Origin of the sequence: Aquitalea pelogenes (assembly GCF_041914625.1) — a bacterium.
Lineage (GTDB): Bacteria > Pseudomonadota > Gammaproteobacteria > Burkholderiales > Chromobacteriaceae > Aquitalea > Aquitalea pelogenes.
On the sequence record NZ_JAYSDA010000002.1, the window covers coordinates 92,700 to 115,265 of the forward strand.

Annotated in this window: 24 protein-coding genes; 5 read left to right on the forward strand and 19 right to left on the reverse strand. The window is 61.1% G+C overall.

Annotated features, from left to right (window positions below):
- Positions 1-44: 44 nt before the first annotated feature.
- Both ltaE and ACE3SE_RS02495 read right to left on the reverse strand, forming a co-directional pair.
- Positions 45-1,073, reverse strand: a complete 1,029-nt coding sequence (gene ltaE, locus ACE3SE_RS02490; protein ID WP_374553717.1) for a low-specificity L-threonine aldolase — start codon at positions 1,071-1,073, stop codon at positions 45-47.
- A gap of 130 nt (positions 1,074-1,203) precedes the next feature.
- On the reverse strand, positions 1,204-1,428 hold the full coding sequence (locus ACE3SE_RS02495; RefSeq protein WP_045846471.1) for a hypothetical protein: 225 nt from the start codon (positions 1,426-1,428) through the stop codon (positions 1,204-1,206).
- Positions 1,429-1,629: 201 nt separating this feature from the next.
- Here ACE3SE_RS02495 and ACE3SE_RS02500 point away from each other — a divergent pair, with 201 nt between their 5' ends.
- Entirely contained in the window at positions 1,630-2,415 is a 786-nt protein-coding gene (locus ACE3SE_RS02500) for a tRNA threonylcarbamoyladenosine dehydratase (protein WP_089083034.1), read from the forward strand.
- 258 nt (positions 2,416-2,673) lie between these two features.
- Here the strand turns inward: ACE3SE_RS02500 and ACE3SE_RS02505 are convergent, their stop codons facing one another.
- From ACE3SE_RS02505 to ACE3SE_RS02540, 8 genes are all read right to left on the reverse strand, one after another.
- Positions 2,674-3,414, reverse strand: coding sequence for a M48 family metallopeptidase (locus tag ACE3SE_RS02505; RefSeq protein ID WP_045846472.1), 741 nt, complete (start codon positions 3,412-3,414; stop codon positions 2,674-2,676).
- A gap of 139 nt (positions 3,415-3,553) precedes the next feature.
- The gene (gene oppF / locus ACE3SE_RS02510; RefSeq protein ID WP_062788723.1) at positions 3,554-4,546 is read right to left on the reverse strand and encodes a murein tripeptide/oligopeptide ABC transporter ATP binding protein OppF; all 993 of its coding nucleotides are present in this window, start codon (positions 4,544-4,546) and stop codon (positions 3,554-3,556) included.
- Positions 4,539-5,540 (reverse strand): oligopeptide/dipeptide ABC transporter ATP-binding protein, encoded by a 1,002-nt coding sequence (locus tag ACE3SE_RS02515; protein ID WP_045846474.1) that lies wholly within the window; start codon positions 5,538-5,540, stop codon positions 4,539-4,541. The genes oppF and ACE3SE_RS02515 overlap by 8 nt, the downstream gene beginning before the upstream one ends.
- 11 nt (positions 5,541-5,551) lie before the next feature.
- Positions 5,552-6,466, reverse strand: coding sequence for an ABC transporter permease subunit (locus tag ACE3SE_RS02520; protein ID WP_082696008.1), 915 nt, complete (start codon positions 6,464-6,466; stop codon positions 5,552-5,554).
- Between the two features lie 14 nt (positions 6,467-6,480).
- On the reverse strand, positions 6,481-7,401 hold the full coding sequence (gene oppB / locus ACE3SE_RS02525) for an oligopeptide ABC transporter permease OppB (RefSeq protein ID WP_045846475.1): 921 nt from the start codon (positions 7,399-7,401) through the stop codon (positions 6,481-6,483).
- A 184-nt stretch (positions 7,402-7,585) separates the two neighbouring features.
- Positions 7,586-9,205 (reverse strand): peptide ABC transporter substrate-binding protein, encoded by a 1,620-nt coding sequence (locus ACE3SE_RS02530; RefSeq protein WP_131356384.1) that lies wholly within the window; start codon positions 9,203-9,205, stop codon positions 7,586-7,588.
- 568 nt (positions 9,206-9,773) lie between these two features.
- Entirely contained in the window at positions 9,774-10,808 is a 1,035-nt protein-coding gene (gene pyrC, locus ACE3SE_RS02535) for a dihydroorotase (RefSeq protein ID WP_374553722.1), read from the reverse strand.
- Positions 10,809-10,866: 58 nt separating this feature from the next.
- Positions 10,867-11,097 (reverse strand): sulfurtransferase TusA family protein, encoded by a 231-nt coding sequence (locus tag ACE3SE_RS02540; RefSeq protein ID WP_045846478.1) that lies wholly within the window; start codon positions 11,095-11,097, stop codon positions 10,867-10,869.
- Between the two features lie 117 nt (positions 11,098-11,214).
- On the opposite strand from ACE3SE_RS02540, the gene ACE3SE_RS02545 reads away from it, so the two are divergent.
- The 4 genes from ACE3SE_RS02545 (at position 11,215) to ACE3SE_RS02560 (ending at position 14,020) form a co-directional block, all read left to right on the forward strand.
- Positions 11,215-11,994: an NRDE family protein gene (locus ACE3SE_RS02545; protein WP_374553724.1), complete on the forward strand. Its 780-nt coding sequence runs from the start codon at positions 11,215-11,217 to the stop codon at positions 11,992-11,994.
- 13 nt (positions 11,995-12,007) lie between these two features.
- Entirely contained in the window at positions 12,008-12,529 is a 522-nt protein-coding gene (locus ACE3SE_RS02550) for a CNP1-like family protein (RefSeq protein ID WP_161937734.1), read from the forward strand.
- Positions 12,530-12,680: 151 nt separating this feature from the next.
- Positions 12,681-13,595: a DMT family transporter gene (locus tag ACE3SE_RS02555; protein ID WP_374553726.1), complete on the forward strand. Its 915-nt coding sequence runs from the start codon at positions 12,681-12,683 to the stop codon at positions 13,593-13,595.
- 26 nt (positions 13,596-13,621) lie between these two features.
- On the forward strand, positions 13,622-14,020 hold the full coding sequence (locus tag ACE3SE_RS02560; RefSeq protein ID WP_374553728.1) for a lysozyme inhibitor LprI family protein: 399 nt from the start codon (positions 13,622-13,624) through the stop codon (positions 14,018-14,020).
- 34 nt (positions 14,021-14,054) lie between these two features.
- Here ACE3SE_RS02560 and moaC read toward each other — a convergent pair whose 3' ends face one another.
- The 9 genes from moaC to murG all read right to left on the reverse strand — a co-directional run bounded on the left by moaC (position 14,055) and on the right by murG (position 22,548).
- Complete coding sequence (gene moaC / locus ACE3SE_RS02565; protein ID WP_045846483.1) at positions 14,055-14,534, reverse strand: cyclic pyranopterin monophosphate synthase MoaC; 480 nt, start codon at positions 14,532-14,534, stop codon at positions 14,055-14,057.
- Between the two features lie 62 nt (positions 14,535-14,596).
- On the reverse strand, positions 14,597-14,776 hold the full coding sequence (locus tag ACE3SE_RS02570) for a hypothetical protein (RefSeq protein WP_374553730.1): 180 nt from the start codon (positions 14,774-14,776) through the stop codon (positions 14,597-14,599).
- Between the two features lie 2 nt (positions 14,777-14,778).
- Complete coding sequence (gene lpxC / locus ACE3SE_RS02575) at positions 14,779-15,690, reverse strand: UDP-3-O-acyl-N-acetylglucosamine deacetylase (protein ID WP_062788799.1); 912 nt, start codon at positions 15,688-15,690, stop codon at positions 14,779-14,781.
- Positions 15,691-15,807: 117 nt separating this feature from the next.
- On the reverse strand, positions 15,808-16,992 hold the full coding sequence (ftsZ, locus tag ACE3SE_RS02580; protein ID WP_045846485.1) for a cell division protein FtsZ: 1,185 nt from the start codon (positions 16,990-16,992) through the stop codon (positions 15,808-15,810).
- Between the two features lie 95 nt (positions 16,993-17,087).
- Positions 17,088-18,299 carry a cell division protein FtsA gene (ftsA, locus tag ACE3SE_RS02585; RefSeq protein ID WP_218645090.1) on the reverse strand — a complete coding sequence of 404 codons (1,212 nt, stop codon included), beginning with the start codon at positions 18,297-18,299 and terminating at the stop codon, positions 17,088-17,090.
- Between the two features lie 46 nt (positions 18,300-18,345).
- Entirely contained in the window at positions 18,346-19,071 is a 726-nt protein-coding gene (locus ACE3SE_RS02590) for a cell division protein FtsQ/DivIB (protein ID WP_131356398.1), read from the reverse strand.
- Entirely contained in the window at positions 19,061-19,972 is a 912-nt protein-coding gene (locus ACE3SE_RS02595) for a D-alanine--D-alanine ligase (RefSeq protein ID WP_045846488.1), read from the reverse strand. The genes ACE3SE_RS02590 and ACE3SE_RS02595 overlap by 11 nt, the downstream gene beginning before the upstream one ends.
- 53 nt (positions 19,973-20,025) lie before the next feature.
- Positions 20,026-21,420, reverse strand: a complete 1,395-nt coding sequence (murC, locus tag ACE3SE_RS02600) for a UDP-N-acetylmuramate--L-alanine ligase (protein ID WP_131356402.1) — start codon at positions 21,418-21,420, stop codon at positions 20,026-20,028.
- Between the two features lie 39 nt (positions 21,421-21,459).
- The gene (gene murG, locus ACE3SE_RS02605; protein WP_374553733.1) at positions 21,460-22,548 is read right to left on the reverse strand and encodes an undecaprenyldiphospho-muramoylpentapeptide beta-N-acetylglucosaminyltransferase; all 1,089 of its coding nucleotides are present in this window, start codon (positions 22,546-22,548) and stop codon (positions 21,460-21,462) included.
- Positions 22,549-22,566: the final 18 nt, after the last annotated feature.

Below are 22,566 nucleotides of genomic sequence, written 5' to 3' on the forward strand. Positions count from 1 at the left end.
GGCAAGTATCCCGACATGGCGCAGCAGATTCCGGTCAGCGGCACTCAGTCGCTCAATACGCGCTGGAACACATCCAGCACCCGGTCGATGTCGCTGCGGCTGGTCTGCCAGTGCGTCACCAGCCGCATGCGGCCACCCTCGGGCGGATTGACCTTGATGCCGGCTGCAGTCAGCGCGGCCATCAGCTCGCTGACATCAATATCGGCCAGAAAACGGAACCACACCATATTGATGTGGACATCGTCCAGCTCGACTTCGATGCAGGGCATGCCATGCAGGCGCTCGGCCAGATAACGGGCATTGGCATGGTCCTCTCCCAGCCGCTGAGTCATCTCGGTCAGCGCCAGAATGCCCGGCGCGGCCAGCACGCCAGCCTGACGCCAGCCGCCGCCCAGCAGCTTGCGCTTGTAACGGGCACGGGCGATGAAATCGGCCGAACCGGCCAGGATGGAGCCCACCGGCGCGGCCAGTCCCTTGGACAGACAGCACATCACGCTGTCGGCATGGCGGGTGATGTCCTGCACCTCACAGCCAAGATGGACCGCCGCATTGAACACGCGGGCACCATCCAGATGCACCGGCACGCCGTGGCGGCGGGCAATGTCGGCAGTGCGCTGCATGATGTCCAGCGGAATCACCCGGCCATTGCTGTGGGCGTTTTCCAGGCAGATCAGCCCGGTTTGCGGCCAGTGGACGTCGTGGCCCACCCGGATGCGCGCTGCGATTTCATCCGCGTCCATCACCCCCTTGTCACCGGCAATGGTGCGCAACTGCACCCCGGCAATCACCGCCGCGCCGCCGGTTTCGTGCCACACGATATGGCAGTCGTCCCCCAGAATCACCTCGTTGCCGCGCTGACAGTGGGTGAAGATGGCCAGCTGGTTGCCAAAGTTGCCGGTAGGCACAAACAGCGCGGCTTCCTTGCCCAGCAAGCGGGCGGCCAGGTTTTCCAGTTCGGCCACGGTCGGGTCGTCACCATAGACATCGTCACCCACCACGGCATGGGCCATGGCATGACGCATGGCTTGGGTAGGTTGGGTGACGGTATCACTGCGCATATCAATCCACTGCATGCTGTGCTCCTGCAAATGAAAGCGGCGGCCACATGGGCCGCCGTGTAGGGAAATGCCAGATCAGGCCTTGCCTGATTGTGCCAGCAAACTGCTTGCCGGGGGTGATACACAAATTGTCGGCGTCACTCCATCAGGCTATTCGATAGGCCTGCTTCAAGGCGCTCACACGGCGCTGGGCCGCCTGCATGGCGGTGTGCGTCATGGAGATGTCGCTGCCGCACTGGCAGCGCAGGCTGTGGTCGGGGGAGAGGGATTTCAGATGATGGCGGTTTTCATGACCGCAGGCCACGCAGGCAATCACCACGGTGGCGTTGTAGTGCTTGTCCAGATCGATATCGAAACTCGGGTGCTTCATGGGGAACTCCCTTGAGATCACTCAGGCCGGCCCGGATCAGAGGAATGCCGACATGCATTCGTGACGGACCTATGCAGAAGAATAGGAAAGCATGCGGAAAGTTCCAGTAAATCAGCTGCTTGCTTTTTTCCGGGCAAACACTGGTCAGCCCCGGCGCTCTTGGTTATGCTTGGCCGTTTTTTGGTTCCGGATATACAGCAGATGTCGCACGACGCAGATCTTGACCGCCGCTTTGGCGGTATTGGCCGCCTGTATGGCCCCGATGCACTCAGCCGCTTTCAGGCAGCCCATGTCTGTGTGGTGGGGGTGGGTGGTGTGGGTTCCTGGGCGGTGGAGGCGCTGGCCCGCAGCGCAATCGGCCGCCTGACGCTGATTGATCTGGACAATATTGCCGAATCCAACACCAACCGCCAGCTGCCGGCGCTGGACCCGCACTACGGCATGGCCAAGGTGACGGCGCTGGCCGAACGCGTGCGCGCCATCAACCCGGCCTGCGTGGTGCAGGAAATCGAGGACTTCGTGACCGAAGACAATCTGGATGCCATGCTGGGCCAGGGCTTCGACTTCATCATCGACTGCATCGACAATCTGCGGGTCAAGACTGCCATGGCCGCCTGGTGCGTGCGCCGTCGCCAGCCGTTCATCGTGTCCGGCGGTGCCGGTGGCCAGATGGACCCGACCCTGATCAAGCTGGCCGACCTGGGCGAGGTGACTTACGACCCGCTGTTGTCCAAGCTGCGCTATAACTTGCGCCGCTATCACGGTTTTCCGCGCGATGCCGGCAAGAAGCTGCATGTTCCCTGCGTGTTTTCTACCGAACAGCTGGTTTATCCCGACACGCAAAGCTGCGATGCCGACAGCAGCCGTGGCCCGCAGGGCCTGTCCTGCGCCGGCTTTGGTGCCGGCATGGTGGTGACCGCCAGCTTCGGGCTGGTGGCGGTTTCCCATGCGCTGAAACAACTGGCCAAGCCGCCAAAGAAGCGCTGAACCGCGCCGACTCAAATATGCAAAAAGACCTCCATGCGGAGGCTTCAGATTATTGACAAACCCCTCTCGCTTTCTGGAAGGAAAGCGGGGCTCCCTTGCAGGGCAAGGGCGGGGGGATTGGGAATAGATGGGAAGGCTGCGGAATCAATTACTCAGTCGGAAGGCCCGGCTTCGCCGGGTCCAGTGCAATCGAACCAAATAACTTTGTCAGCAGCCTGAGGCCTCCATACGGAGGCCTTTTTTGTGTCAGTTGCCTGATCAGTTGGCGATCAGCTTTTCCACCTTGGCAGCACGTTCGCCCGGAGCCGGGTGGCTGGCCAGCATGCTGCTGTCGTTGCCGTACAGCTCGGCCAGCTTGCGCAGGGCCGACGGTGCGCCTTGCACATTGTAGTTGTGGCGCTTGAGGAAGCCCACGCCATAGGCATCGGCATCGCTTTCCTGCGATTGCGAGAACTGGGCGTTGACGATGGCTTCGGCAAAGTTGCCCAGATCGGACTCGCTCAGGGCCACGGCAGTGCTGTTGCCGCTGCTGCCGGCTGCCTTGCGTGCTGCGGAGGCAGAGTAAGCCAGTTGCATGGCTTTCTTGGTATGGCCCAGTTTCACGTGGCCGATTTCATGGCCAATGACGAAACGCACCTGGTCGTCATCCATCTTGTCCAGCAGGCCGCTATACACACGTACCGTGCCATCGGCCATGGCGAAGGCGTTGACGTCCTTGGTCTGGTAAACCTTGAAGTTGAGCTTGGTGCCGTCTTCGCTGTCCAGACCCTTGACGATCTTGGCCAGGCGCTTGCCATAAGCGCTGGAAGGCGGAGCAACCTTGTTCTTCTTGTCCATGGCGGCGCTGGATTCAGCCGCCAGGTTCTTCACGTCAGCGTCGCTGAGCGTGGCAGCCTTGAGCAGGTCGCTGCCCGAGCTGAGCATGCCGTTGAGGTCGAAAGCCTGGGCGGTGCCAGACAGGGACAGTGCAAAAACGAGAGCAAGGGGCAATTTTTTCATATCAAAATTCCTTTTTTAAAAGCGCCATCATGCTAACGTAATTTAGCAAAAATTAACATACTGCCTGATTCCGCCAGCTTGCGGGCAAGAAAAAGCCCCGCTTTGCATCAGCGGGGCTGGGGACCAGGCATTGGCTGCATCAAGCCAGCAGGCAGGAACTCTGGCTCTGCTCACTGATACGGCGCAGCTGGATGGTTTCCTTGCTGCAACGGTCCTCGGCCTGCGGGCAGCGGGTACGGAACACGCAGCCAGACGGCGGGTTGATCGGGCTGGGCAGATCGCCTTGCAGGATCTGGATCACCTTGTTTTTCTCCAGCTTCGGGTCCGGAATGGGGATGGCCGACAGCAAGGCGCGGGTGTAAGGGTGGGCAGGCGCATCGTACAAGGCATGCTTTTGCGCCAGCTCCATCTCGCGGCCCAGATACATCACCAGGATGCGGTCGGAGATATGCTTCACCACCGCCAGGTCGTGGGCGATGAAGATCAGCGCCAGGCCCATCTCGCGCTGCAACTCTTTCAGCAGGTTGATGATCTGCGCCTGGATCGACACGTCCAGCGCCGATACCGGTTCGTCGCAGATGATCAGCTTGGGCTCCAGAATCAGCGCGCGGGCAATGCCGATACGCTGGCACTGGCCACCGGAAAATTCGTGCGGATAGCGGTTGATCATCTGCTCGCGCAGGCCCACCTTGCGCATCATGCTGCGCACGCGCTGCATGATGTCCTCGGCGGACAGCTCCGGCTTGTGCACGCGCAGCGGTTCGCCAATGATCTGCGCCACGGTCATGCGCGGGTTGAGCGAGGCCAGCGGATCCTGGAAGATCATCTGGATATCCTTGCGCACTGCATGCCAGTCCTTGTCGCTGCCACGGGTGAGGTCCTTGCCCATCCACACGATTTCACCAGCGGTGGCCGGAATCAGGTTGAGGATGGCGCGCGACAGGGTGGACTTGCCACAGCCGGACTCGCCCACCACACCCAGGGTTTCACCGGCGTAGAGGTCGAAGCTGACCCCGTCTACCGCCTTGAGCGTGCGCCTGGCGCTCCACGGCCAGCGGCCGTCGCCCTTCACCTGAAAATGCACTTTGACATCACGTACCGACAGAATCGGCTGCTTGGCTTGTTCAGACATGTGCCACCTCCTGTGCGGCCAGCTGCAATTCGGCTACCGGCTTGTGACAGGCGCGCAGCACCTGCGGATTGCTGGTGCTGGCAGCCAGTGCCGGCAGCTCGTCGGCGCAGCGGCTGCTGGCATGGGTGCAACGCTCGGAGAACGGGCAGCCCTTGGGCATGTGCGCCATATTGGGCGGATTACCCGGAATGCTCACCAGCTCGCTGCCGTCGTGGTCCAGCCGGGGCAAGGCACCCAGCAGGCCGATGGTGTAGGGATGGCTGGGCTGATAGAAGATGTTGTCCGCCGTACCGTATTCCATGACGCGGCCGCCATACATCACCATCACTTTTTCGCACAGGCCGGCCACCACGCCCAGATCGTGGGTGATCATCACGATGGAGGTGCCAAAGTCACGCTGCAGGTCTTTGAGCAGAGTGAGGATCTGCGCCTGTACCGTCACGTCCAGCGCAGTGGTGGGTTCGTCGGCAATCAGCACTTCCGGTTCGCACAGCAGGGCCATGGCAATCATCACCCGCTGGCGCATGCCGCCGGAGAATTCGTGCGGATACATATTGATGCGACGGGCGGCTTCCGGAATGCGCACTGCGTCCAGCAGCTCGATGGCGCGCTTTTTCGCATCGCGGCGGCTGATGCCCTTGTGCAGCTCCAGTACCTCGGTCATCTGGCGCTCTACCGTCAGATAGGGGTTGAGCGAGGTCATCGGGTCCTGGAAGATCATTGCCAGCCGGTCGCCACGGATGCGGTTGAGCTCGGTCGGGCTCATGGCCAGCAGGTTCTGGCCCTGGTACAGCGCCTCACCGGTGGTTTTGCCGTTACGCGCCAGCAGGCCCATCATGGCCAGCACGGTCTGGCTCTTGCCGGAACCGGATTCGCCGACGATGCCGAGGGTCTGGCCTTTTTCCAGCTCGAAGCTGACGCCGTTGACGGCGCTGACCACGCCGTCGTTGGTCTGGAACTGTACGCCCAGATTACTTACTTTCAATAGACTCATCTGTTGCTACCTCAACGATCTTTCGGATCGAGCGCATCGCGCAGGCCGTCGCCGATATAGTTGGCGCAATACAGGGTGACCGACAGCATGCCGGCCGGGAACAGCAGAATCCACGGGCTGGCATCCATCACCCCGGCCCCGTCCTGGATCAGCACACCCCAGCTGGTCATCGGCTCCTGCACCCCCAGGCCCAGGAAGGACAACACCGATTCGGTGAGGATCACACCCGGCACGGTGACGGTGGTGTAGATCACCACGATGCCCAACAGATTGGGCACAATATGGCGGAAGATGATCTTGGGCGTGGACACGCCAATGGCGTGGGCCGCCTCGACATATTCCTTGGACTTGATGGCCAGTGTCTGGCCGCGCACCACCCGTGCCATGTCCATCCAGGAGAACACGGTAATGGTGAGCACCACCAGGTAGAAGTCGCGGCCCAGCAGGGTCACCATCAGGATGGCAATCAGCAGATAGGGCACGGCATACATCATGTCGACGATACGCATCATCAGCGCATCCACCTTGCCGCCCATGAAACCGGCCGTCGCACCCCAGACAATGCCCAGCGCCACCGAGGCAATGGTGGCCAGTGCGCCCACCATCAGCGAAATGCGTCCGCCAATCAGGCAGCGCACCAGCAGGTCACGCCCCAGTGCATCGGTACCGAACCAGTGAGTATTCACCAGCGTCGGGGAGATGCCCATCGCATCCCAGTCAGTGTCTTCATAAGTGTGTGGCAGCACCATCGGCCCGAACACACAGGCCAGGGTGATGAAGGCCAGTACGATCAGGCTGAGCACAGCCGCCTTGTTACGGAAAAAGCGCAACCGCGCATCACGCCACAGGCTGCGGCCTTCTACGGCGGCATCGGTGAGGCCATTGTCCAGCGCTGCCGTCATGGCTTTCTGTTTGCTTTGCATCATGATTTTGCTCCCGCTCAGTAGCGAATCTTCGGGTCCAGCAGCGCATAGGCCAGATCCACGAGCAGGTTGAGAACAACGGTAATCACCGTCACCAGCACCACCAGGCCAAGTACCAGCGTGTAGTCGCGGTTGGCGGCACCATTGACGATGAGCTTGCCAAGGCCGGGCAGGCCGAACACGGTTTCGGTCACCACCGCAGCGGTGATGGAGGAAATGGCCAGCGGGCCGATTACCGACACCACCGGCATCAAGGCCGGCTTGAGCGCATGGCGCAGCACGATGGTGCGCATGGGCAGGCCCTTGGCGCGGGCGGTACGGATGAAGTTGCTGCCCAGCACCTCGATCATGCTGCCGCGCATCACGCGGCCGATGGTGGAAATGTTGATGAACACCAGCAGGGCCATCGGCAGCACCATGTAGCGCAGCGAGAAATCATCCCAGCCGCCAGCGGGCAGCCACTCCAGGCCGATGGCAAACACCATCACCAGCACCGGGCCCAGCACGAAGGACGGAAAGGCGCCACCGATATTGCCCAGCAACATCACCAGATAGTCGATGATGCTGTTCTGGCGCAGTGCGGCCACAATGCCCAGCGCCACGCCGATGAACAGGGAAATCACGATGGCACCGCCACCGATGGCGGCAGACACCGGCAGGGCCTTGCCCACCAGATCGTTCACGCTCCAGTCGGCATAACGGAAGGAAGCACCCAGATCGCCCTGCAACAGGCTCTTGATGTAATACAGGTATTGCTGCCACAGCGGCAGGTCGAGATGGTACTTGGCCTGCAGATTGGCCAGCACGGCGGCAGACACCTTGCGCTCCCCGTCAAACGGGCCGCCCGGGGTCAGGTGCAGCAGCAGATAGCAAACGGTAATGACGGCCAGCAGTGTGGGAATGGTCGCCAGCACGCGTCGGAAAGTATAGGACCACATGGGGATACTCCAGCCAGGCTCGTCCGCCAGCGCAGCACACGTCTTGTGAACATGGCTGTACGGCAAGGCGCGCCGGCATGATGCGCTACATCACAAGCCGGATGTCCGTCTGGCGGACATCCGGCCTCTGTTCAACCGGGGGCCGCAGCCCCCTCCTCTTGCATCACTCAGTCAAGCGCAAGGCTTAGTGCTGGATGATGTAGAGGTCCTTGCCGCGGTAGCGGTCCATCGGGTTCTTGCCGTAGCCACCCACATAGGACTTCACCAGACGCGGTGCGGTGTATTGCAGCAGCGGGATCATCGGATAGTCATCCATGATCATCTTCACAGCCTGGGTGAACAGTTGCTTGCGCTTGGCCTGATCGGTGGTATCGCTACCCTGCTTGATCAGTGCTTCGGCCTTGGCATTGCAGTTCTTGTTGTCGTTCTGGTCGTTGTCACACTGCACCAGCGCGAGGAAGGTGGTGGCGTCGTTGTAGTCAGCCACCCAGCCGTTACGGGCGATCTGGTAATCGGCATCGTGACGCTTCTTCAGCAGCACCTTGAACTCCAGGCTTTCCAGCTCGGTATTCAGGCCCAGCTTGGATTTCCATTCGGAAGCGGCAAAGATCGCCATCTTCTTGTGGTAGTCACTGGTGTTGTAGGCAAACTTCAGCTTGGTGCCAGGCTGTACACCGGCCTGGGCCAGCAGCTTCTTGGCCTCTTCCACCCGCTTGGCCATCGGCCATTTTGCCCAGTCGTAGCTGGTGACATCGGCACCGGCAGTACCGGCCACGATGGCGCTGTAGGCCGGAGCCTGACCGTCGGCAGTCACTTTCTTGGCCAGGATGTCACGGTCGATCACCATGGACAGTGCCTTGCGCACGCGCACGTCTTTGAGCAGCGGGTCCTTGTTGTTCAGCGAGTAGTAACGCAGGCCCAGGAAAGGTGCATTGCGGATTTCCTTCGGATACTGGGTCTTGTACTTGTCGTAAGTGCCGGACGGCAGTTCCAGTACCCAGTCGTTTTCGCCGGATTCATACAGCTTCACGTCGGCGTTGTGGTCTTCGATCGGCAGATAGGTGATCTTGCCCAGCTGCACGTTCTTCACGTCCCAGTACTGGGCGTTCTTTTCCACCACCACCTTGCTGTTGACCTGCCAGTCCTTCAGCGCAAAAGCGCCGTTGGATACCATCTTGCCCGGCTTGGTCCAGTCCTTGCCGAACTTGTCGATGGTAGCCTTGGGCAGCGGAGCCAGCTGGGTATTGGCTACCAGCGACGGCATGAACGGTACCGGGTACGGGGTTTGTACTTCCAGCGTGTACTTGTCCACGGCCTTCACGCCCAGCGCAGAAGCGGGCTTCTTGCCTTCGGTGATTTCCTTGCCGTTGAGGATGAAGATGCCGTAGGTAGAGGCATAGGGAGATGCCGTCTTGGGCTCGACAAAACGCTGCCAGCCATAGACGAAATCGCTCGCGGTCACCGCGGAACCATCCGACCACTTGGCATTCTTGCGCAGCTTGAATACCCAGGTGGTGGGGCTGGTCTGCTTCCAGGACTCGGCCACACCCGGCACAACCTTGCCAAAGCTGTCGGTGGCGGTGAGGCCTTCAAACAGGTCGGCGGTAATGGTGTTGGCCGGAACCGATTCGGCCAGTACCGGGTCCAGCGACTCGGGCTCGGAACCGGTATTGCGGGTGAGTTCCTGTTTGGCAGCCAGTTTGACACCAGCCGGTACCTGCGCGGCCAGCGCCAGGCCAGAGCAAGCAGCCAGCGCCAGTGCCACTGCGGATGCGGTAATACGGAGCGATTTATTGTGATGCATTCGCCTATTCTCCTGTTCTGTAGAGCCCCGCTTATTGCGGGTGTGTAATTGGCCCGGATTATGTCCGGCATTTTCCGTTTGACTGTCCGAAACGGACGGGAAATTATGCGCCAGCGCTTTTGCAATTCTCAAGCCTCACCAGAAACAATATGACAATCGTTTTGCAAAATCCGTGTCATTTCAACGACTAGGCCTTAATTTCCAGCATTTTTGCGCAATATTTCCGCAGTAACAGCAACTATTCTCACCCAGCCCATGAGTAATGGTATTGGCAGGTATTAATATCTTGCATGCATGGCTTATTTAACAGGCAGTCCAGCCCCCTCCCCGCGCCAATATGGGCGATTTAGCCATCCGGCATTAATTGCCTGCGTATTCAGGCCGTGCCGTCACGGGTAGTCAGCGGCGTAATAAGCCGCAACGCCTTTAAATACGCGGCTTTCATTACAGCCTGTAAATAGGGCCAGTCTTTGCTCAGAGACGGACGGATTGCCCGACAACCCGGCAATACCAATAAAAAAAGCTCCCTTACGGGAGCTTTTTCGACTCTGGCCAAGCGGGACTGACTTCAGTCTTGCATGCGCCAGTGGATGGCCTCGCCGGCACGCAGCGGCACCAGCACATCGTCGCCATAGGCCAGCTCGGCCGGCACGGTCCAGCTTTCCTTCACCAGGGAAATGGTGTCGGCATTGGGGGCCAGGCCATAGAAAGCCGGGCCGTTCAGGCTGGCAAAGGCTTCCAGCTTGTCCAGCGCGCCGGCCGCTTCGAAGGCTTCCGCATATAGTTCGATGGCGGCATTGGCGGTGTACATGCCGGCACAGCCGCAGGAAGCTTCCTTGGCGTGACGGGCATGCGGTGCGCTGTCGGTGCCAAGGAAGAACTTGGCCGAACCGGAGGTGGCCGCGGCGACCAGCGCCTGGCGGTGCAGCTCGCGCTTGAGTACTGGCAGACAGTAATGATGCGGACGGATGCCACCAACGAAGATGGCATTGCGGTTCATCAGCAGATGATGCGCGGTGATGGTGGCGGCAATATTGTCCGGCGCGCTGGCCACATATTCGGCGGCATCCTTGGTGGTGATGTGTTCGAACACCACGCGCAGGGACGGCAGGCGGGCCAGCAGCGGCTGGAAGACCTGTTCGATGAACACGGCTTCGCGGTCGAAGATGTCGATGGCGGAATCCGTCACTTCACCATGCACCAGCAGCGGCATGCCGCATTCGGCCATGGCTTCCAGCGCCGGCATGGCTTTATCAATGCTGCTGACACCAAAGTCGGAATTGGTGGTGGCACCGGCCGGATACAGCTTGATGCCATGCACGAAACCGCTGGCGCGCGCCTTGCGCACTTCTTCAGCACTGGTGTTGTCGGTGAGGTAAAGCGTCATCAGCGGTTCGAAGCGGCTGCCGGCCGGCAGTGCGGCCAGAATGCGCTCACGGTAGGCGGCGGCAGCTTCCACCGTGGTCACCGGCGGTTTCAGGTTCGGCATGATGATGGCACGGCCCATCTGGCGGGCGGTGTCGGGCAGTACGGCAGCCAGGGCTGCGCCATCGCGCAGGTGCAGGTGCCAGTCGTCGGGGCGGATCAGGGTCAGTGTCGTCATGCGCTCGGGCTCTATGTCGGGTCTATGTCTGGGCTGGCAGTATCGGTTGCGGTCAGGCTTACTTGCGACGCAGCACCATGCGGAACTTGCCTTCCGCCGTGGTGGTGGACTCCAGCAGGGCATTGCCGGTCTGGCGGCAAAAAGCCTCGAAATCCTTGGGTGCACCGGCATCGGTGGCAATCACTTCCAGCACGGTACCGCTTGCCATATCGGCCAGCGCCTTCTTGGCGCGCAGGATGGGCAAGGGACAGTTGAGGCCGGACAGGTCAATCAGGCGGTCGGGAGTCATGGGGCGTGTCGCTCAGTCTTTACGTTACAATGCAGAGGTGAAGGCAGTATTCTACCGGCTATCCATCCGAGTAGTTTACGCCACCCGTCAAGCCCTTCCCAAATCGGAATGCCCGCCATGTGCGTGATTGCTTTTGCCTACAAGATGCCCGGCCTGGGCCAGCTGGTTTTGCTGGCCAACCGCGACGAATACTATGCCCGCCCGGCCGCAGCGCTGGACTGGTGGGAAGGCCATACCGATACCCTTGGCGGGCGCGACCTGCAAGCCGGTGGCAGCTGGCTGATGGTGGATGGCCGTGGCCGCTTTGCCGCGCTGACCAACTTCCGCGAAGGCTATGGCAAGAGCGGGGAACGCTCGCGCGGCGAGCTGGTCCAGCGCTTTGTCACCGGCGATGACGACCCGTTTGCCTTTGCCGACTGGCTGCGCGACAACCACCAGCACTATGCACCGTTCAACCTGCTGTACGGCAAGGTGGACGACCTGTTCCACTTTCACAGTCGTGGCGCACGCATTGCCCGGGTGACACCCGGCATTCATACCTTGTCCAATGCCACGCTGGACACCCCATGGTTCAAGAGCGAACGCCTGGCCGAGCACTTGCGCGGCCTGCGCCGTCCGCCCGGCGAGGACGAAGCCTTTGCCTGGCTGGCCGATGCCACCGCGGCCGGGCCGGGCCAGTTGCCCAACACCGGGGTGGGGCTGGCGCTGGAAAAGGTGTTGTCGCCGGTTTTCATTCAGGGCCGCGATTACGGCACCCGCGCATCGATGCTGCTCAACGTATCGGCCCGTGGTGATGTAAGCTTGTCCGAACTTTCCTGGGGGTTGGCCGGCCGCGAAGCCGGTCGCCGCCGTTATACCATCCGGCCGGGGCAAATCCAGCACCCGGCCAAGCCTTGAGCAGGAGATGTGCGTGAATCTGTCCCGATTTGGTCTGGCCCTGGCCGGACTGCTGCTGGCCCTGGCTGCCCAGGCCAGCGAATACAACAAGGGCTTCAACAACACCAACTACGCGCTGGAAGACGTAAAGCCCTGGGAAGAAGGCAAATACAGCATTCCGGCTTACCCGACGGCACCGGACTGGATCGGTTTTTATGTCGGCCCGGAAGTGGCCAACAAATACTTTGCCGACAGCAAGAGCATGACGGTGGGTGAAGATGGCGTGGTACGGCTGATCCTGCGCGTGCAAAGCCCGGCCGGTGCCGAGAACCTCAGCGTGGAAGGCATCCAGTGCAGTGCCAATACCTACCGCAGCTATGCTTTTGGCGACAGCATCAACAAACGCTGGATTGAATCCATGCGCGAGGAATGGCGCAAGATTGAATACGATGACAAGGCCCGTCGCGCCCTGCGCGAGGACCTGTGTGTAGAGAAGACTGCACCGAAATCTGCCGAACAGGCGGTCAAGCTGCTGCGTGCCGCGCCCTGGCGCTGAAGCAGCGGCGCTGAAAAGCTGACGCCCTGCCACAGGGCGATGCCTGGCTGTTACGGCCTGTGTCGCCCTGCCTGCACCAGCGCGGTGCATTCGTCATGACAAGCAAGTGAAATTGCGGTATCAATAAGGCTTTCCCCCATCTGGCCGTATTGTGTCTTCACCTGCCCCCTCCCCGCGCAGCGCCCTGGCGCTGGCCCAGTTCAAGATCCTGCTTTCCGCACTCGGTTTTGGCAGCATGGCCATTCTGGCGCGCTTTGCCTACGCCGATGGCGTGTCCACGCCCAGCCTGCTGTTCCTGCGTTTTTTCCTGGCTGGCATCCTGCTGCTGCCTTGGGTGTTATGGAAGAAGCTGCCGTGGCCACGCGGCCGGGCGCTGCTGGTGCTGATCGCCATGGGCAGCATGGGCTATGCCGGCATGGCCGCCTGTTATTTTTCCGGCCTGCACTATGCCAGCGCCGGCACCATCGCCCTGCTGCTCTACCTGTTTCCTGCCATCGTGCTGGTGCTGTCCACCCTGTTGCTGGGAGAACGCTTTAGCAGCAGACGCCTGCTGGCGCTGGCACTGGCGCTGGGCGGGCTGGTGATCACCATCGGTCTGGAACTCTCCGCCCAGCCGCTGGGACTGCTGCTGGGTCTGGGTTCGGCCATCATCTATTCGCTATACATCCTGGCCGGCAGCCGTTACACCAGCGATTGCGATCCGCTGACCTCCGCTTGCGTGGTGGTGTTTTCCGCTGCCAGTTGCTACGGGGTGTATCTGGCCAGTACCGGTTTTCACGGCCCGGCCAGCCTGCACGGCTGGCTATCGGTATTGGGCATTGCCTGTCTTGGCACAGTGGCGGCACTGGCACTGTTCCTGTCCGGACTGGCCAAAACCGGTGCCACCCAGGCCTCGCTGATTTCCACCGCCGAACCGGTGGTCACCATCCTGCTGGCCTGGCTGTTACTGGGCGAACCGCTGGGCTGGAGCCAGGTGCTGGGTGGCGGGCTGATTCTGGCAGCGGTGGTATTGATCAGCCGCGAAGCACGGCCGGAGCAGGTGCAACTGACCGAGCTGCATGACTGAAACCGGACGATACCAAGGGAACATCAATGAAATACGGTCTGACCGGCCTGCTGCTGGCAGGGCTGTGCAGCAGCATGTCGCTGGCTGCCAGCGACAGCTGCCAGAATGCCACGACGCAGACGGACATGAATGTCTGCGCGGCCAAGGCGCATGACCTGGCGGATACACAGCTGAACAGCCTCTACAAACAGTACCGCCAGCGCCTGGCTGCCGACGACCAGCAACGGCTGACTGTTGCCCAGCGTGCCTGGATAGGCTACCGGGATGCTGCTTGTCGTTTTGAAACCGCCCAGGTCAGTGGTGGCAGCATCTTCCCGACCATCTGGTTGCAGTGCCTGACCGGCAAGACGGAGACACGCATCAAGGAGCTGCAAAAACTGATGCAATGCAAGGAAGGCGACCTGGACTGCCCGTCATTGCAATAAAACGCTACACGGCATGGCGGAAGATGCCGGTGGCTCAGGCACCTGCCTTCCAGTGCCCGCTCTTGCCACCTTCTTTTTCCTGCAACTGCACGGCAGATATCACCATGCCACGGTCCACCGCCTTGCACATGTCGTAAATGGTGAGCAGGCCGACGCTGGCTGCGGTAAGGGCTTCCATTTCCACCCCGGTCTGGCCGCTGCACTCGGCAGTCACGGTAATACCGACACTGCTGGCGGCTTCGTCCAGCGCAAATTCAACAGCCACGCGGGTGAGCGCAATCGGGTGGCACAGCGGAATCAGGTCGGCAGTGCGCTTGGAAGCCATGATGGCGGCGATGCGGGCAATGCCCAGCACGTCGCCCTTTTTATGATTGCCATCGCGGATCAGGGCCAAGGTGGCAGGCAGCATGCGGATACTGCCCTGCGCCACCGCACGGCGACGGGTGACCTCTTTGTCACCCACGTCCACCATGTGGGCCTGGCCACTGGCGTCGAAATGAGTCAGTCCGGACATCAAAACCTCCAGCAAGCGGCAGCACTGACTGCCATCTGATTTGAATGGCTGGCAGTGTGCGGCTATCGGATCAATTTGCCAATCAGCCAGAAGAGGGAGAGCAACAGCCCCAGACCGCCCGTCCATTTGCACAGCCGCAGGCTGAGCTGGAGGTAGCACGGGTTGCGGGTGAGGGCATAGCAGATGGCCGCCCAGCCAAACGCCAGGATGATGACAATCGCCCACAGCCGCCACCACAGCATGCTTACACCGCCTCGGGCAGACGATGGAAGCTGGACGGGGCGTCCAGCGGGTCGACAAAGCTGGCGTATTCCCAGGCATCCGGGGTTTCCAGCAGTTTGCGCAGCAGCTTGTTGTTCATCGCATGGCCGGATTTATGGCCGGAGAAGGCAGCAATCAGCGGGTGGCCGACAATGTAGAGGTCGCCGATGGCGTCCAGAATCTTGTGTCGCACGAATTCATCGGGGAAGCGCAGGCCTTCCGGATTGAGCACGTATTCATCATCAATCACGATGGCGTTATCCAGGCTGCCGCCCAAGCCCAGTCCATGCTGGCGCATGTATTCCACTTCATGCATGAAGCCGAAGGTGCGGGCGCGGCTGATTTCATCCAGATAAGAGCTGCTGGCAAAGTCGATTTCGACTTTTTGCGGTGCCAGATTGAAAGCCGGGTGATTGAATTCGATGGACAGGGTGATCTTGAAACCGTCCAGCGGGTCCAGCCTGACCCATTTGTCGCCTTCGACGATTTCCACCGGCTGTTTCACCCGGATGAAGCGTTTGGGCACGGACTGCTCGACCACACCAGCACTTTGCAGCAGGTAAATGAAGGGGGCGGCGGAGCCATCCATGATGGGGATTTCCGCCGCCGTCACCTCGACGACAAGGTTGTCGATGCCAAAGCCGGCAAAGGCTGACATCAAATGCTCGATCGTGCCGACACGCACGCCGGTGTCTGTCACCAGCGTGGAGGAGAGGCGCGTGTCGTTGACGAGCGCAGGCTCGACTTTCACATCCACCGGCTCGGGCAAGTCGGTTCGGCGAAAGACGATGCCGGTGTCGGGCGCTGCCGGCAGCAGGGTGAGTTTCACCCGCTCGCCAGAATGCAAGCCGACACCTGTGGCGCTGATCGCTTGTTTTAGCGTGCGCTGGAATATCATGTGAAGCTCTCAGGCAATCGGGAAAACCCGATTCTAGCACAGGCTTTCGCCATGCTTTATTGATTGCTCGTCACACGTTAATAGTATTTAACTATTTATCCTGACAGACCTTTCTTAATCTGCCTGCTTGCGCAGGAAGGCCGGAATATCATAGCTGTCGCTCACTTCCGGGTTGGAGAAGTCGGTGGACGGCGCAGCGCGGCGACGGCCCTGACGCATGATGGCCGGGGTATCGAAATCGTCGTAGTTGATGACTTCCACCGCACGGTCGTCGGTGCCGGTCTTGACGATCTTGATGTACTCCGGACGCTCTTCGCGTACCGGCTTTTGCTGACCCAAGCCGGTGGCAATCAGGGTGACACGGATGGTGTCTTCCGGCATTTCTTCCACTTCGGCGGTACCGAACTTGATTTGTGCATCTTCGTCGGCGTACTGACGGATGATGCCCATGATTTCGCGGTATTCGCTCATCTTCAGGCAACCCGGTGCGGTGGAAATGTTCACCAGCACGCCACGTGCGCCTTCCAGGGTGATGTTGTCCAGCAGCGGGCTGGCCACGGCTTGCTCGGCGGCCACGCGGGCACGGTCGATGCCGGAGGCGTAGGCAGAACCCATCATGGCCAGGCCCATTTCACCCATCACGGTGCGTACGTCGGCAAAGTCGACGTTGATCAGGCCGGGGCAGGTAATCACTTCGGCGATACCGGCCACTGCGCCCTTGAGCACGTCGTCGGCAGCACGGAAGGCTTCACGCATGGTCACATCGTCGCCCAGTACTTCCATCAGCTTTTCGTTGGGGATGACGATCAGCGAGTCAACATGCTTTTTCAGGTCTTCGATACCGCTCTGGGCCACTTTCAGGCGCTTGCCTTCGTGCTCGAACGGACGGGTGACCACGCCTACGGTCAGGATGCCCAGTTCCTTGGCCACTTCAGCCACCACCGGGGCAGCACCGGTACCGGTACCACCGCCCATGCCGGCAGTCACGAACACCATGTTGGCGCCACGCAGGGCGTCGGCAATGCGTTCGCGGTCTTCCAGCGCGGCGCTGCGGCCCACTTCCGGGTTGGCACCGGCACCCAGACCACGGGTCAGGTTGTTGCCCAGTTGCAGTTTCTGCGGCGACTTGTTGCGCTGCAGGGATTGCGCGTCGGTATTGGCGCAGATGAATTCAACGCCATGCACATGGCTGCTGATCATGTTGTCGATGGCATTGCAACCGCCGCCACCTACACCGATCACTTTGATCACAGCCGCGTTGGCGGTCTCTTGCATTACTTCAAAAACCATTCCGCTCATTTGCCTCTCCTCAAGTTTAAGATGAGCTTGCATTCCACTATTTACTGCTGCCCGAAAAACAAAAATCACAGCAGCGGCCACCCGGCCGCCGTTGCTTAGAAATTACCGGCGAACCAGGCCTTCATGCGGCCAAACAGCTGCCCCACACCCGCGCTTTCCACTTTGGGTCCGCTATGGGTCTGGATCTGGTCCTTGCCGTACAACAACAGGCCGACACCGGTCGAGAAACGTGGCGTCTTCACCACCTCGGCCAGGCCGCCTACATACTTGGGCACGCCCACGCGTACCGGCATGTGGAACACTTCTTCGGCCAGTTCCACCATGCCCGGCATCAGGCTGGCACCGCCGGTCAGCACGATGCCGGAGGACAGCAAGTCCTCGAAGCCGCTGCGGCGCAGTTCCTGCTGTACCAGCTGGAACAGCTCTTCCACCCGTGGTTCCACCACTTCGGCCAGCGTGGCGCGCGACATCTGGCGCGGCCCGCGCTCACCCACACCCGGTACTTCGATCATCTGGCCCGGATCGGCCATGCTCACCAGTGCCACGGCATGCTGGATCTTGATGTCTTCCGCTTCCTTGGTAGGCGTGCGCAGCGCCATGGCGATGTCGTTGGTGATCTGGTCACCGGCAATCGGAATCACCGCGGTATGACGGATGGCACCGTTGGCATACACGGCGATGTCGGTGGTGCCGCCACCGATGTCGATCAGGCATACGCCCAGGTCTTTTTCGTCTTCCGACAGCACGGCAATGGCCGAGGCCATCGGTTGCAGCACCAGGTCGGACACTTCCAGACCGCAGCGACGCACGCATTTGGTGACGTTTTGCGCGGCAGACACCGCGCCGCTGACGATGTGTACCTTGGCTTCCAGGCGCACACCGCTCATGCCCAGCGGTTCGCGCACGCCTTCCTGGCCGTCGATGCTGTATTCCTGGGTGAGGATGTGCAGCACCTGGTGGTCCGGCGGGATGGTGACGGCGCGTGCGGTTTCAATCACGCGGTCGATGTCCATCTGGGTGACTTCGCGGTCCTTGATGGCCACCATGCCGTGCGAGTTGATGCTCTTGATGTGCGAACCGGCAATCCCGGCAAACACCTCGTGAATCTTGCAGTCGGCCATCAGTTCGGCCTCCTCCAGTGCACGCTGGATGGCCTGCACGGTGGATTCGATATTCACCACCATGCCGCGCTTCAGACCACGTGACGGGGTCTGGCCCATACCGATGATGTTGAGCTGGCCGTCATCCAGGACCTCCGCGACAATCGCCACGATCTTGGACGTTCCGATGTCCAGGCCGACCAGCATGTTCTTGCTTTCCTTAGGTTTGCTCACCTGTCGCTCCAGCTAGGTATTACTTTTTCACTTGTGCCGGCGGCGCCTTGTAATCAGGCATCCGTACGGCAAATCCATTGGGGTAGCGCATGTCCACGTAATCGATGTGGTACGGCAGCGCTGCCAGTTCGTTTTTCCAGTACAGGGCGAATCGCTCCACCCGCAAATCCACATCGCCCCGGCCCAGGTCCAGCTTGATGCCGTTATCCAGGTCCACTTGCCAGGCCCGACGCGGTGACAGCCAGATTTCCTGCGGGGCCAGCCCCGTCGGTTTCAGTCCCTGACGCAAACGCGCCAGCATGGCTGTCATGTCCTTTTCTGCCCCTGCCGGGCCATGAAACACCGGCAGTTGCTGGTCGCTGGCGGCGTCGAAGCGGTCGCCGTGGCTGTCCACCAGCCCGTTTTCGCCCCAGCGCGCCTGCGCCACATGTTCTTCCACTGCAATTTCCAGTGCATCCGGCCAACGCCGGCGCACCTGTGCGTCCCGCACCCAGGGCAGCTTGCCAAACGCCGCCCGGGTCTTGTCGATGTCCAGCGTGAAGAAAGTACCCGTCAGCTCGTGCTCGGCAATGAAGCGCAGCTGTTCCGGCGTCACTCTTTTCATCTGTCCCTGGATCTGGATTTTCTTCACCGGAAACACCGGTGCGTGTGTCACCCAGAATCCACCTGCATACAACAGCATCAGCAGCGAGGCACCCAGCAGGAAATTGGCCAGGCCTTTCAGCAGCTGATGGTTATCCCACATGCACCATATCCAGCACGTTCAGGCACAGGTCCTCATAGCTGATGCCCTGGGCGCGCGCGGCCATCGGCACCAGGCTGTGGCTGGTCATGCCCGGATTGGTGTTCACTTCCAGCAGGTAAATGCCACCTGCTTCATCCATCAGGAAATCCACCCGGCCCCAGCCCTGACCGCCCAATACCTGGAAGGCTTGCAGGCACAGTGCGCGGGCGCGCTGTTCCACTTCTTCACTCAGGCCGGACGGGCAGCGGTATACCGTGTCGTCGCGGAAATACTTGGCCTGGTAGTCGTAATACTCGGTGGCCGGTTCGATCTTGATGGTGGGATAGGCCTGACCATCAATCACGGCACAGGTGTATTCGCCACCACCGACAAAACGCTCGGCCAGCACCAGCGGGTCGTACTTGCGGGCTTCCTCAAACGCTGCTTTCAGTTCGCCCGGCTGCTTGACCTTGGTCACGCCAATGCTGGAGCCTTCGGTCGCCGGCTTCACGAACAGCGGCAGGCCCAGTCGTGCTTCCACGGCGGCAAAGTCGCTGTTTTCGTCCAGCAGTTCGAATTCCGGAATCGGCAGGCCGGCACCGCGCCACAACAGCTTGGTACGCCATTTGTCCATGCAGATGGCCGAAGCCATCACACCGCAGCCGGTATACGGAATACCCAGTGTTTCCAGTGCACCTTGCAGAGTGCCGTCTTCGCCAAACGGGCCGTGCAGGATGATGAACACACGCTCGAAGCCTTCTTCTTTCAGCGCTGCCAGCGGTTTTTCGGCCGGGTCGAAGGCATGGGCGTCCACACCGCGCGAACGCAGCGCGTTCAATACGCCGTTGCCGCTCATCAGCGAGATTTCACGCTCGGCGGAGCTGCCGCCCATCATCACTGCCACTTTGCCGTACTGCTTCATTTCTCTTCCTTACTGGGAGGGCCTGTCCCCTCCCGCCAAAATTCGCCTGCCGCTTACAGCTTGCCGGCCACCAGCTTGCCCGGCACCGCACCGATGGAACCCGCACCCATGGTGATCACCACATCGCCATCGCGGGCGATGTCCATGATGGTGCGCGGCATGTCGGCAATCTGCTCGACAAACAGCGGCTCCACCTTGCCCGACACGCGCACCGCGCGGGCCAGTGCACGGCCATCGGCGGCCACGATGGGCGCTTCACCGGCGGCATACACTTCGGACAGCAGCAGCGCATCCACACCGTTCAGCACTTTGACAAAATCTTCAAACAGATCGCGGGTACGGCTGTAACGGTGCGGCTGGAAAGCCAGCACCAGCCGTTTGTCCGGGAAGGCACCGCGTACTGCGGACAGCGTGGCGGCCATTTCCACCGGATGGTGGCCGTAGTCGTCCACCAGGGTGAAGCTGCCACCGGCAGGCAGGGCGACTTCGCCATAACGCTGGAAGCGACGGCCCACGCCGGCAAACTCGGCCAGACCACGCTGGATGGACGGAATATCCGCACCGCATTCCAGACCGATGGCAATGGCCGACAAGGCATTCAGCACGTTGTGACGGCCCGGCAGGTTGAGCACCACCGGGAAACGCTGTTGGCTGCCGTTGTTGACCACCACGTCAAAATGCATCTGGCCACCGGCCGCAACCACGTTGTCGGCATAGATGTCGGCAGAGTCATCCAGACCGTAAGTGGTGACCGGCTTGGTGATGCGGCTGCGGATTTCACGCACGTTCGGGTCATCCACGCACAGCACGGCACGGCCATAGAACGGCAGGCGGTGCAGGAAGTCGACAAAAGCCTGTTTGAGCTTGTCGAAGCTGTGGTCGTAGGTGTCCATGTGGTCGGCGTCGATATTGGTGACCACCGCCATCACTGGCGTCAGGTGCAGGAAGGATGCGTCCGATTCGTCGGCCTCGGCCACCAGGAACTCACCGGAACCCAGCTTGGCATTGGTGCCAGCCGCGGTCAGCTTGCCGCCGATCACGAAAGTCGGGTCCAGCCCGGCTGCCGCCAGCACCGATGCCGTCAGGCTGGTGGTGGTGGTTTTGCCGTGGGTACCAGCAATGGCAATACCCTGCTTGAAGCGCATCAGCTCGGCCAGCATCATGGCGCGCGGAATCACCGGGATGCGGCGCTCGCGGGCGCGCAGGACTTCCGGGTTGTCTGCCTTCACTGCGGTGGAAGTCACCACCACATCGGCACCTTCCATATAGGTTGCATCATGGCCAAAGAACACGCGTGCGCCCTGGCTTGCCAGGCGCTGGGTGGCGGCACCATCGGCCATGTCCGAACCGGACACGGTGTAGCCCAGGTTCAGCAGAACCTCGGCGATGCCGCACATGCCGACACCACCGATGCCGACGAAGTGAATGTGTTTGACCCTGTGTTTCATGTTCTTTCTCGTTGCTTCCGGCCGCTTGTGGCTGCCGTATTACTGTTCGTCCGCCAGCGCCTGGCACAAATCGGCCACCCGGGCAGCTGCGCCGGGCCGGGCCAATGCATGGGCATGGCTGGCAAGTTCCAGCAGACGGGGCCGGTCAAGACCAGCCAGAACGTCTGCCAGCTTTTGTGCTGTCATTTCCTGCTGCGGCAAATGGATGGCCGCGCCTTCCGCTGCCATCCACTTGGCGTTGTCACGCTGGTGCGCGGTGGTGGACACCACCAACGGCACCAGAATGCTGGCCACGCCAGCTGCGCACAGCTCGCTTACCGTAATGGCACCGGCGCGGCAGATGATCAGGTCGCAGTCGGCCAGGCGGCTGGGCATGTCATCGATAAACGGCAACAGCGTCACATCCTGTTCCAGACCGGCTGCACGATAAGCTGCCTGCACCTCGGCAAAGTTGGCCTCACCGGTCTGGTGGGTCAGCTGCGGCCGCTTGTCCTCTGGCAGCAGTGCCAGCGCCTGCGGCAGGGTCTGGTTCAGCACCCGCGCACCCAGGCTGCCACCCACTACCAGCACGCGCAGCGGGCCGCTACGACCGGCCATGCGCTGTGCCGGAGCCGGCAGGGCTTCGATTTCCTGGCGTACCGGGTTACCCGTTACCAGCGCCTTGGACCCGCTCTTGGCGGCGCTGCCGTCAAAACCGCACACCAGCTTGCGGGCAAACGGCAGCAAGGCCTTGTTGCTCAACAGCAGGCTGGCATCGGCATTCACCAGTACCAGCGGCTTCCACAGCAGGCCGCTCATCACGCCACCGGGCAGGCAGACATAGCCGCCCATGCCCAATACCACATCCGGGCGATGACGCAGCAACAGCTGCGCCGAACGCACGAACGCGCCGCACAGCTGCAGCACGCCCTTGAGCGAGCCGATCAGGCCCTTGCCGCGCACACCATGGAATGCAAGGCGCTCCAGCGGGATACCGGTGGGCGGCACCAGCTTGTTTTCCATGCCGCGCTCGGTACCCAGCCACACCACTTTCCAGCCGCGCGCTTGCAGCGCTTTGGCCACGGCAAGGCCGGGGACAATGTGTCCGCCCGTACCTGCTGCCATTACCATGACCGTTCTGTTCGTCATCTTCATCAAACCTTGTAA

Bases quoted from the DNA above. Each gene is read 5' to 3' on its own strand.
- ACE3SE_RS02540 (WP_045846478.1), bottom strand. From the start codon at position 11,097: ATGACTCCCGACCGCCTGATTGACCTGTCCGGCCTCAACTGTCCCTTG.
- ACE3SE_RS02520 (WP_082696008.1), bottom strand. From the start codon at position 6,466: ATGATGCAAAGCAAACAGAAAGCCATGACGGCAGCGCTGGACAATGGC.
- murC (WP_131356402.1), bottom strand. From the start codon at position 21,420: ATGAAACACAGGGTCAAACACATTCACTTCGTCGGCATCGGTGGTGTC.
- ACE3SE_RS02570 (WP_374553730.1), bottom strand. From the start codon at position 14,776: ATGCTGTGGTGGCGGCTGTGGGCGATTGTCATCATCCTGGCGTTTGGC.
- ACE3SE_RS02530 (WP_131356384.1), bottom strand. From the start codon at position 9,205: ATGCATCACAATAAATCGCTCCGTATTACCGCATCCGCAGTGGCACTG.
- ftsA (WP_218645090.1), bottom strand. From the start codon at position 18,299: ATGCTGGTCGGCCTGGACATCGGAACGTCCAAGATCGTGGCGATTGTC.
- murG (WP_374553733.1), bottom strand. From the start codon at position 22,548: ATGACGAACAGAACGGTCATGGTAATGGCAGCAGGTACGGGCGGACAC.
- ftsZ (WP_045846485.1), bottom strand. From the start codon at position 16,992: ATGAGCGGAATGGTTTTTGAAGTAATGCAAGAGACCGCCAACGCGGCT.
- ACE3SE_RS02595 (WP_045846488.1), bottom strand. From the start codon at position 19,972: ATGAAGCAGTACGGCAAAGTGGCAGTGATGATGGGCGGCAGCTCCGCC.
- oppF (WP_062788723.1), bottom strand. From the start codon at position 4,546: ATGTCTGAACAAGCCAAGCAGCCGATTCTGTCGGTACGTGATGTCAAA.
- ACE3SE_RS02495 (WP_045846471.1), bottom strand. From the start codon at position 1,428: ATGAAGCACCCGAGTTTCGATATCGATCTGGACAAGCACTACAACGCC.
- ACE3SE_RS02560 (WP_374553728.1), top strand. From the start codon at position 13,622: ATGAAATACGGTCTGACCGGCCTGCTGCTGGCAGGGCTGTGCAGCAGC.
- pyrC (WP_374553722.1), bottom strand. From the start codon at position 10,808: ATGACGACACTGACCCTGATCCGCCCCGACGACTGGCACCTGCACCTG.
- ltaE (WP_374553717.1), bottom strand. From the start codon at position 1,073: ATGCAGTGGATTGATATGCGCAGTGATACCGTCACCCAACCTACCCAA.
- ACE3SE_RS02505 (WP_045846472.1), bottom strand. From the start codon at position 3,414: ATGAAAAAATTGCCCCTTGCTCTCGTTTTTGCACTGTCCCTGTCTGGC.
- moaC (WP_045846483.1), bottom strand. From the start codon at position 14,534: ATGTCCGGACTGACTCATTTCGACGCCAGTGGCCAGGCCCACATGGTG.
- ACE3SE_RS02545 (WP_374553724.1), top strand. From the start codon at position 11,215: ATGTGCGTGATTGCTTTTGCCTACAAGATGCCCGGCCTGGGCCAGCTG.
- ACE3SE_RS02590 (WP_131356398.1), bottom strand. From the start codon at position 19,071: ATGTGGGATAACCATCAGCTGCTGAAAGGCCTGGCCAATTTCCTGCTG.
- ACE3SE_RS02515 (WP_045846474.1), bottom strand. From the start codon at position 5,540: ATGAGTCTATTGAAAGTAAGTAATCTGGGCGTACAGTTCCAGACCAAC.
- ACE3SE_RS02500 (WP_089083034.1), top strand. From the start codon at position 1,630: ATGTCGCACGACGCAGATCTTGACCGCCGCTTTGGCGGTATTGGCCGC.
- oppB (WP_045846475.1), bottom strand. From the start codon at position 7,401: ATGTGGTCCTATACTTTCCGACGCGTGCTGGCGACCATTCCCACACTG.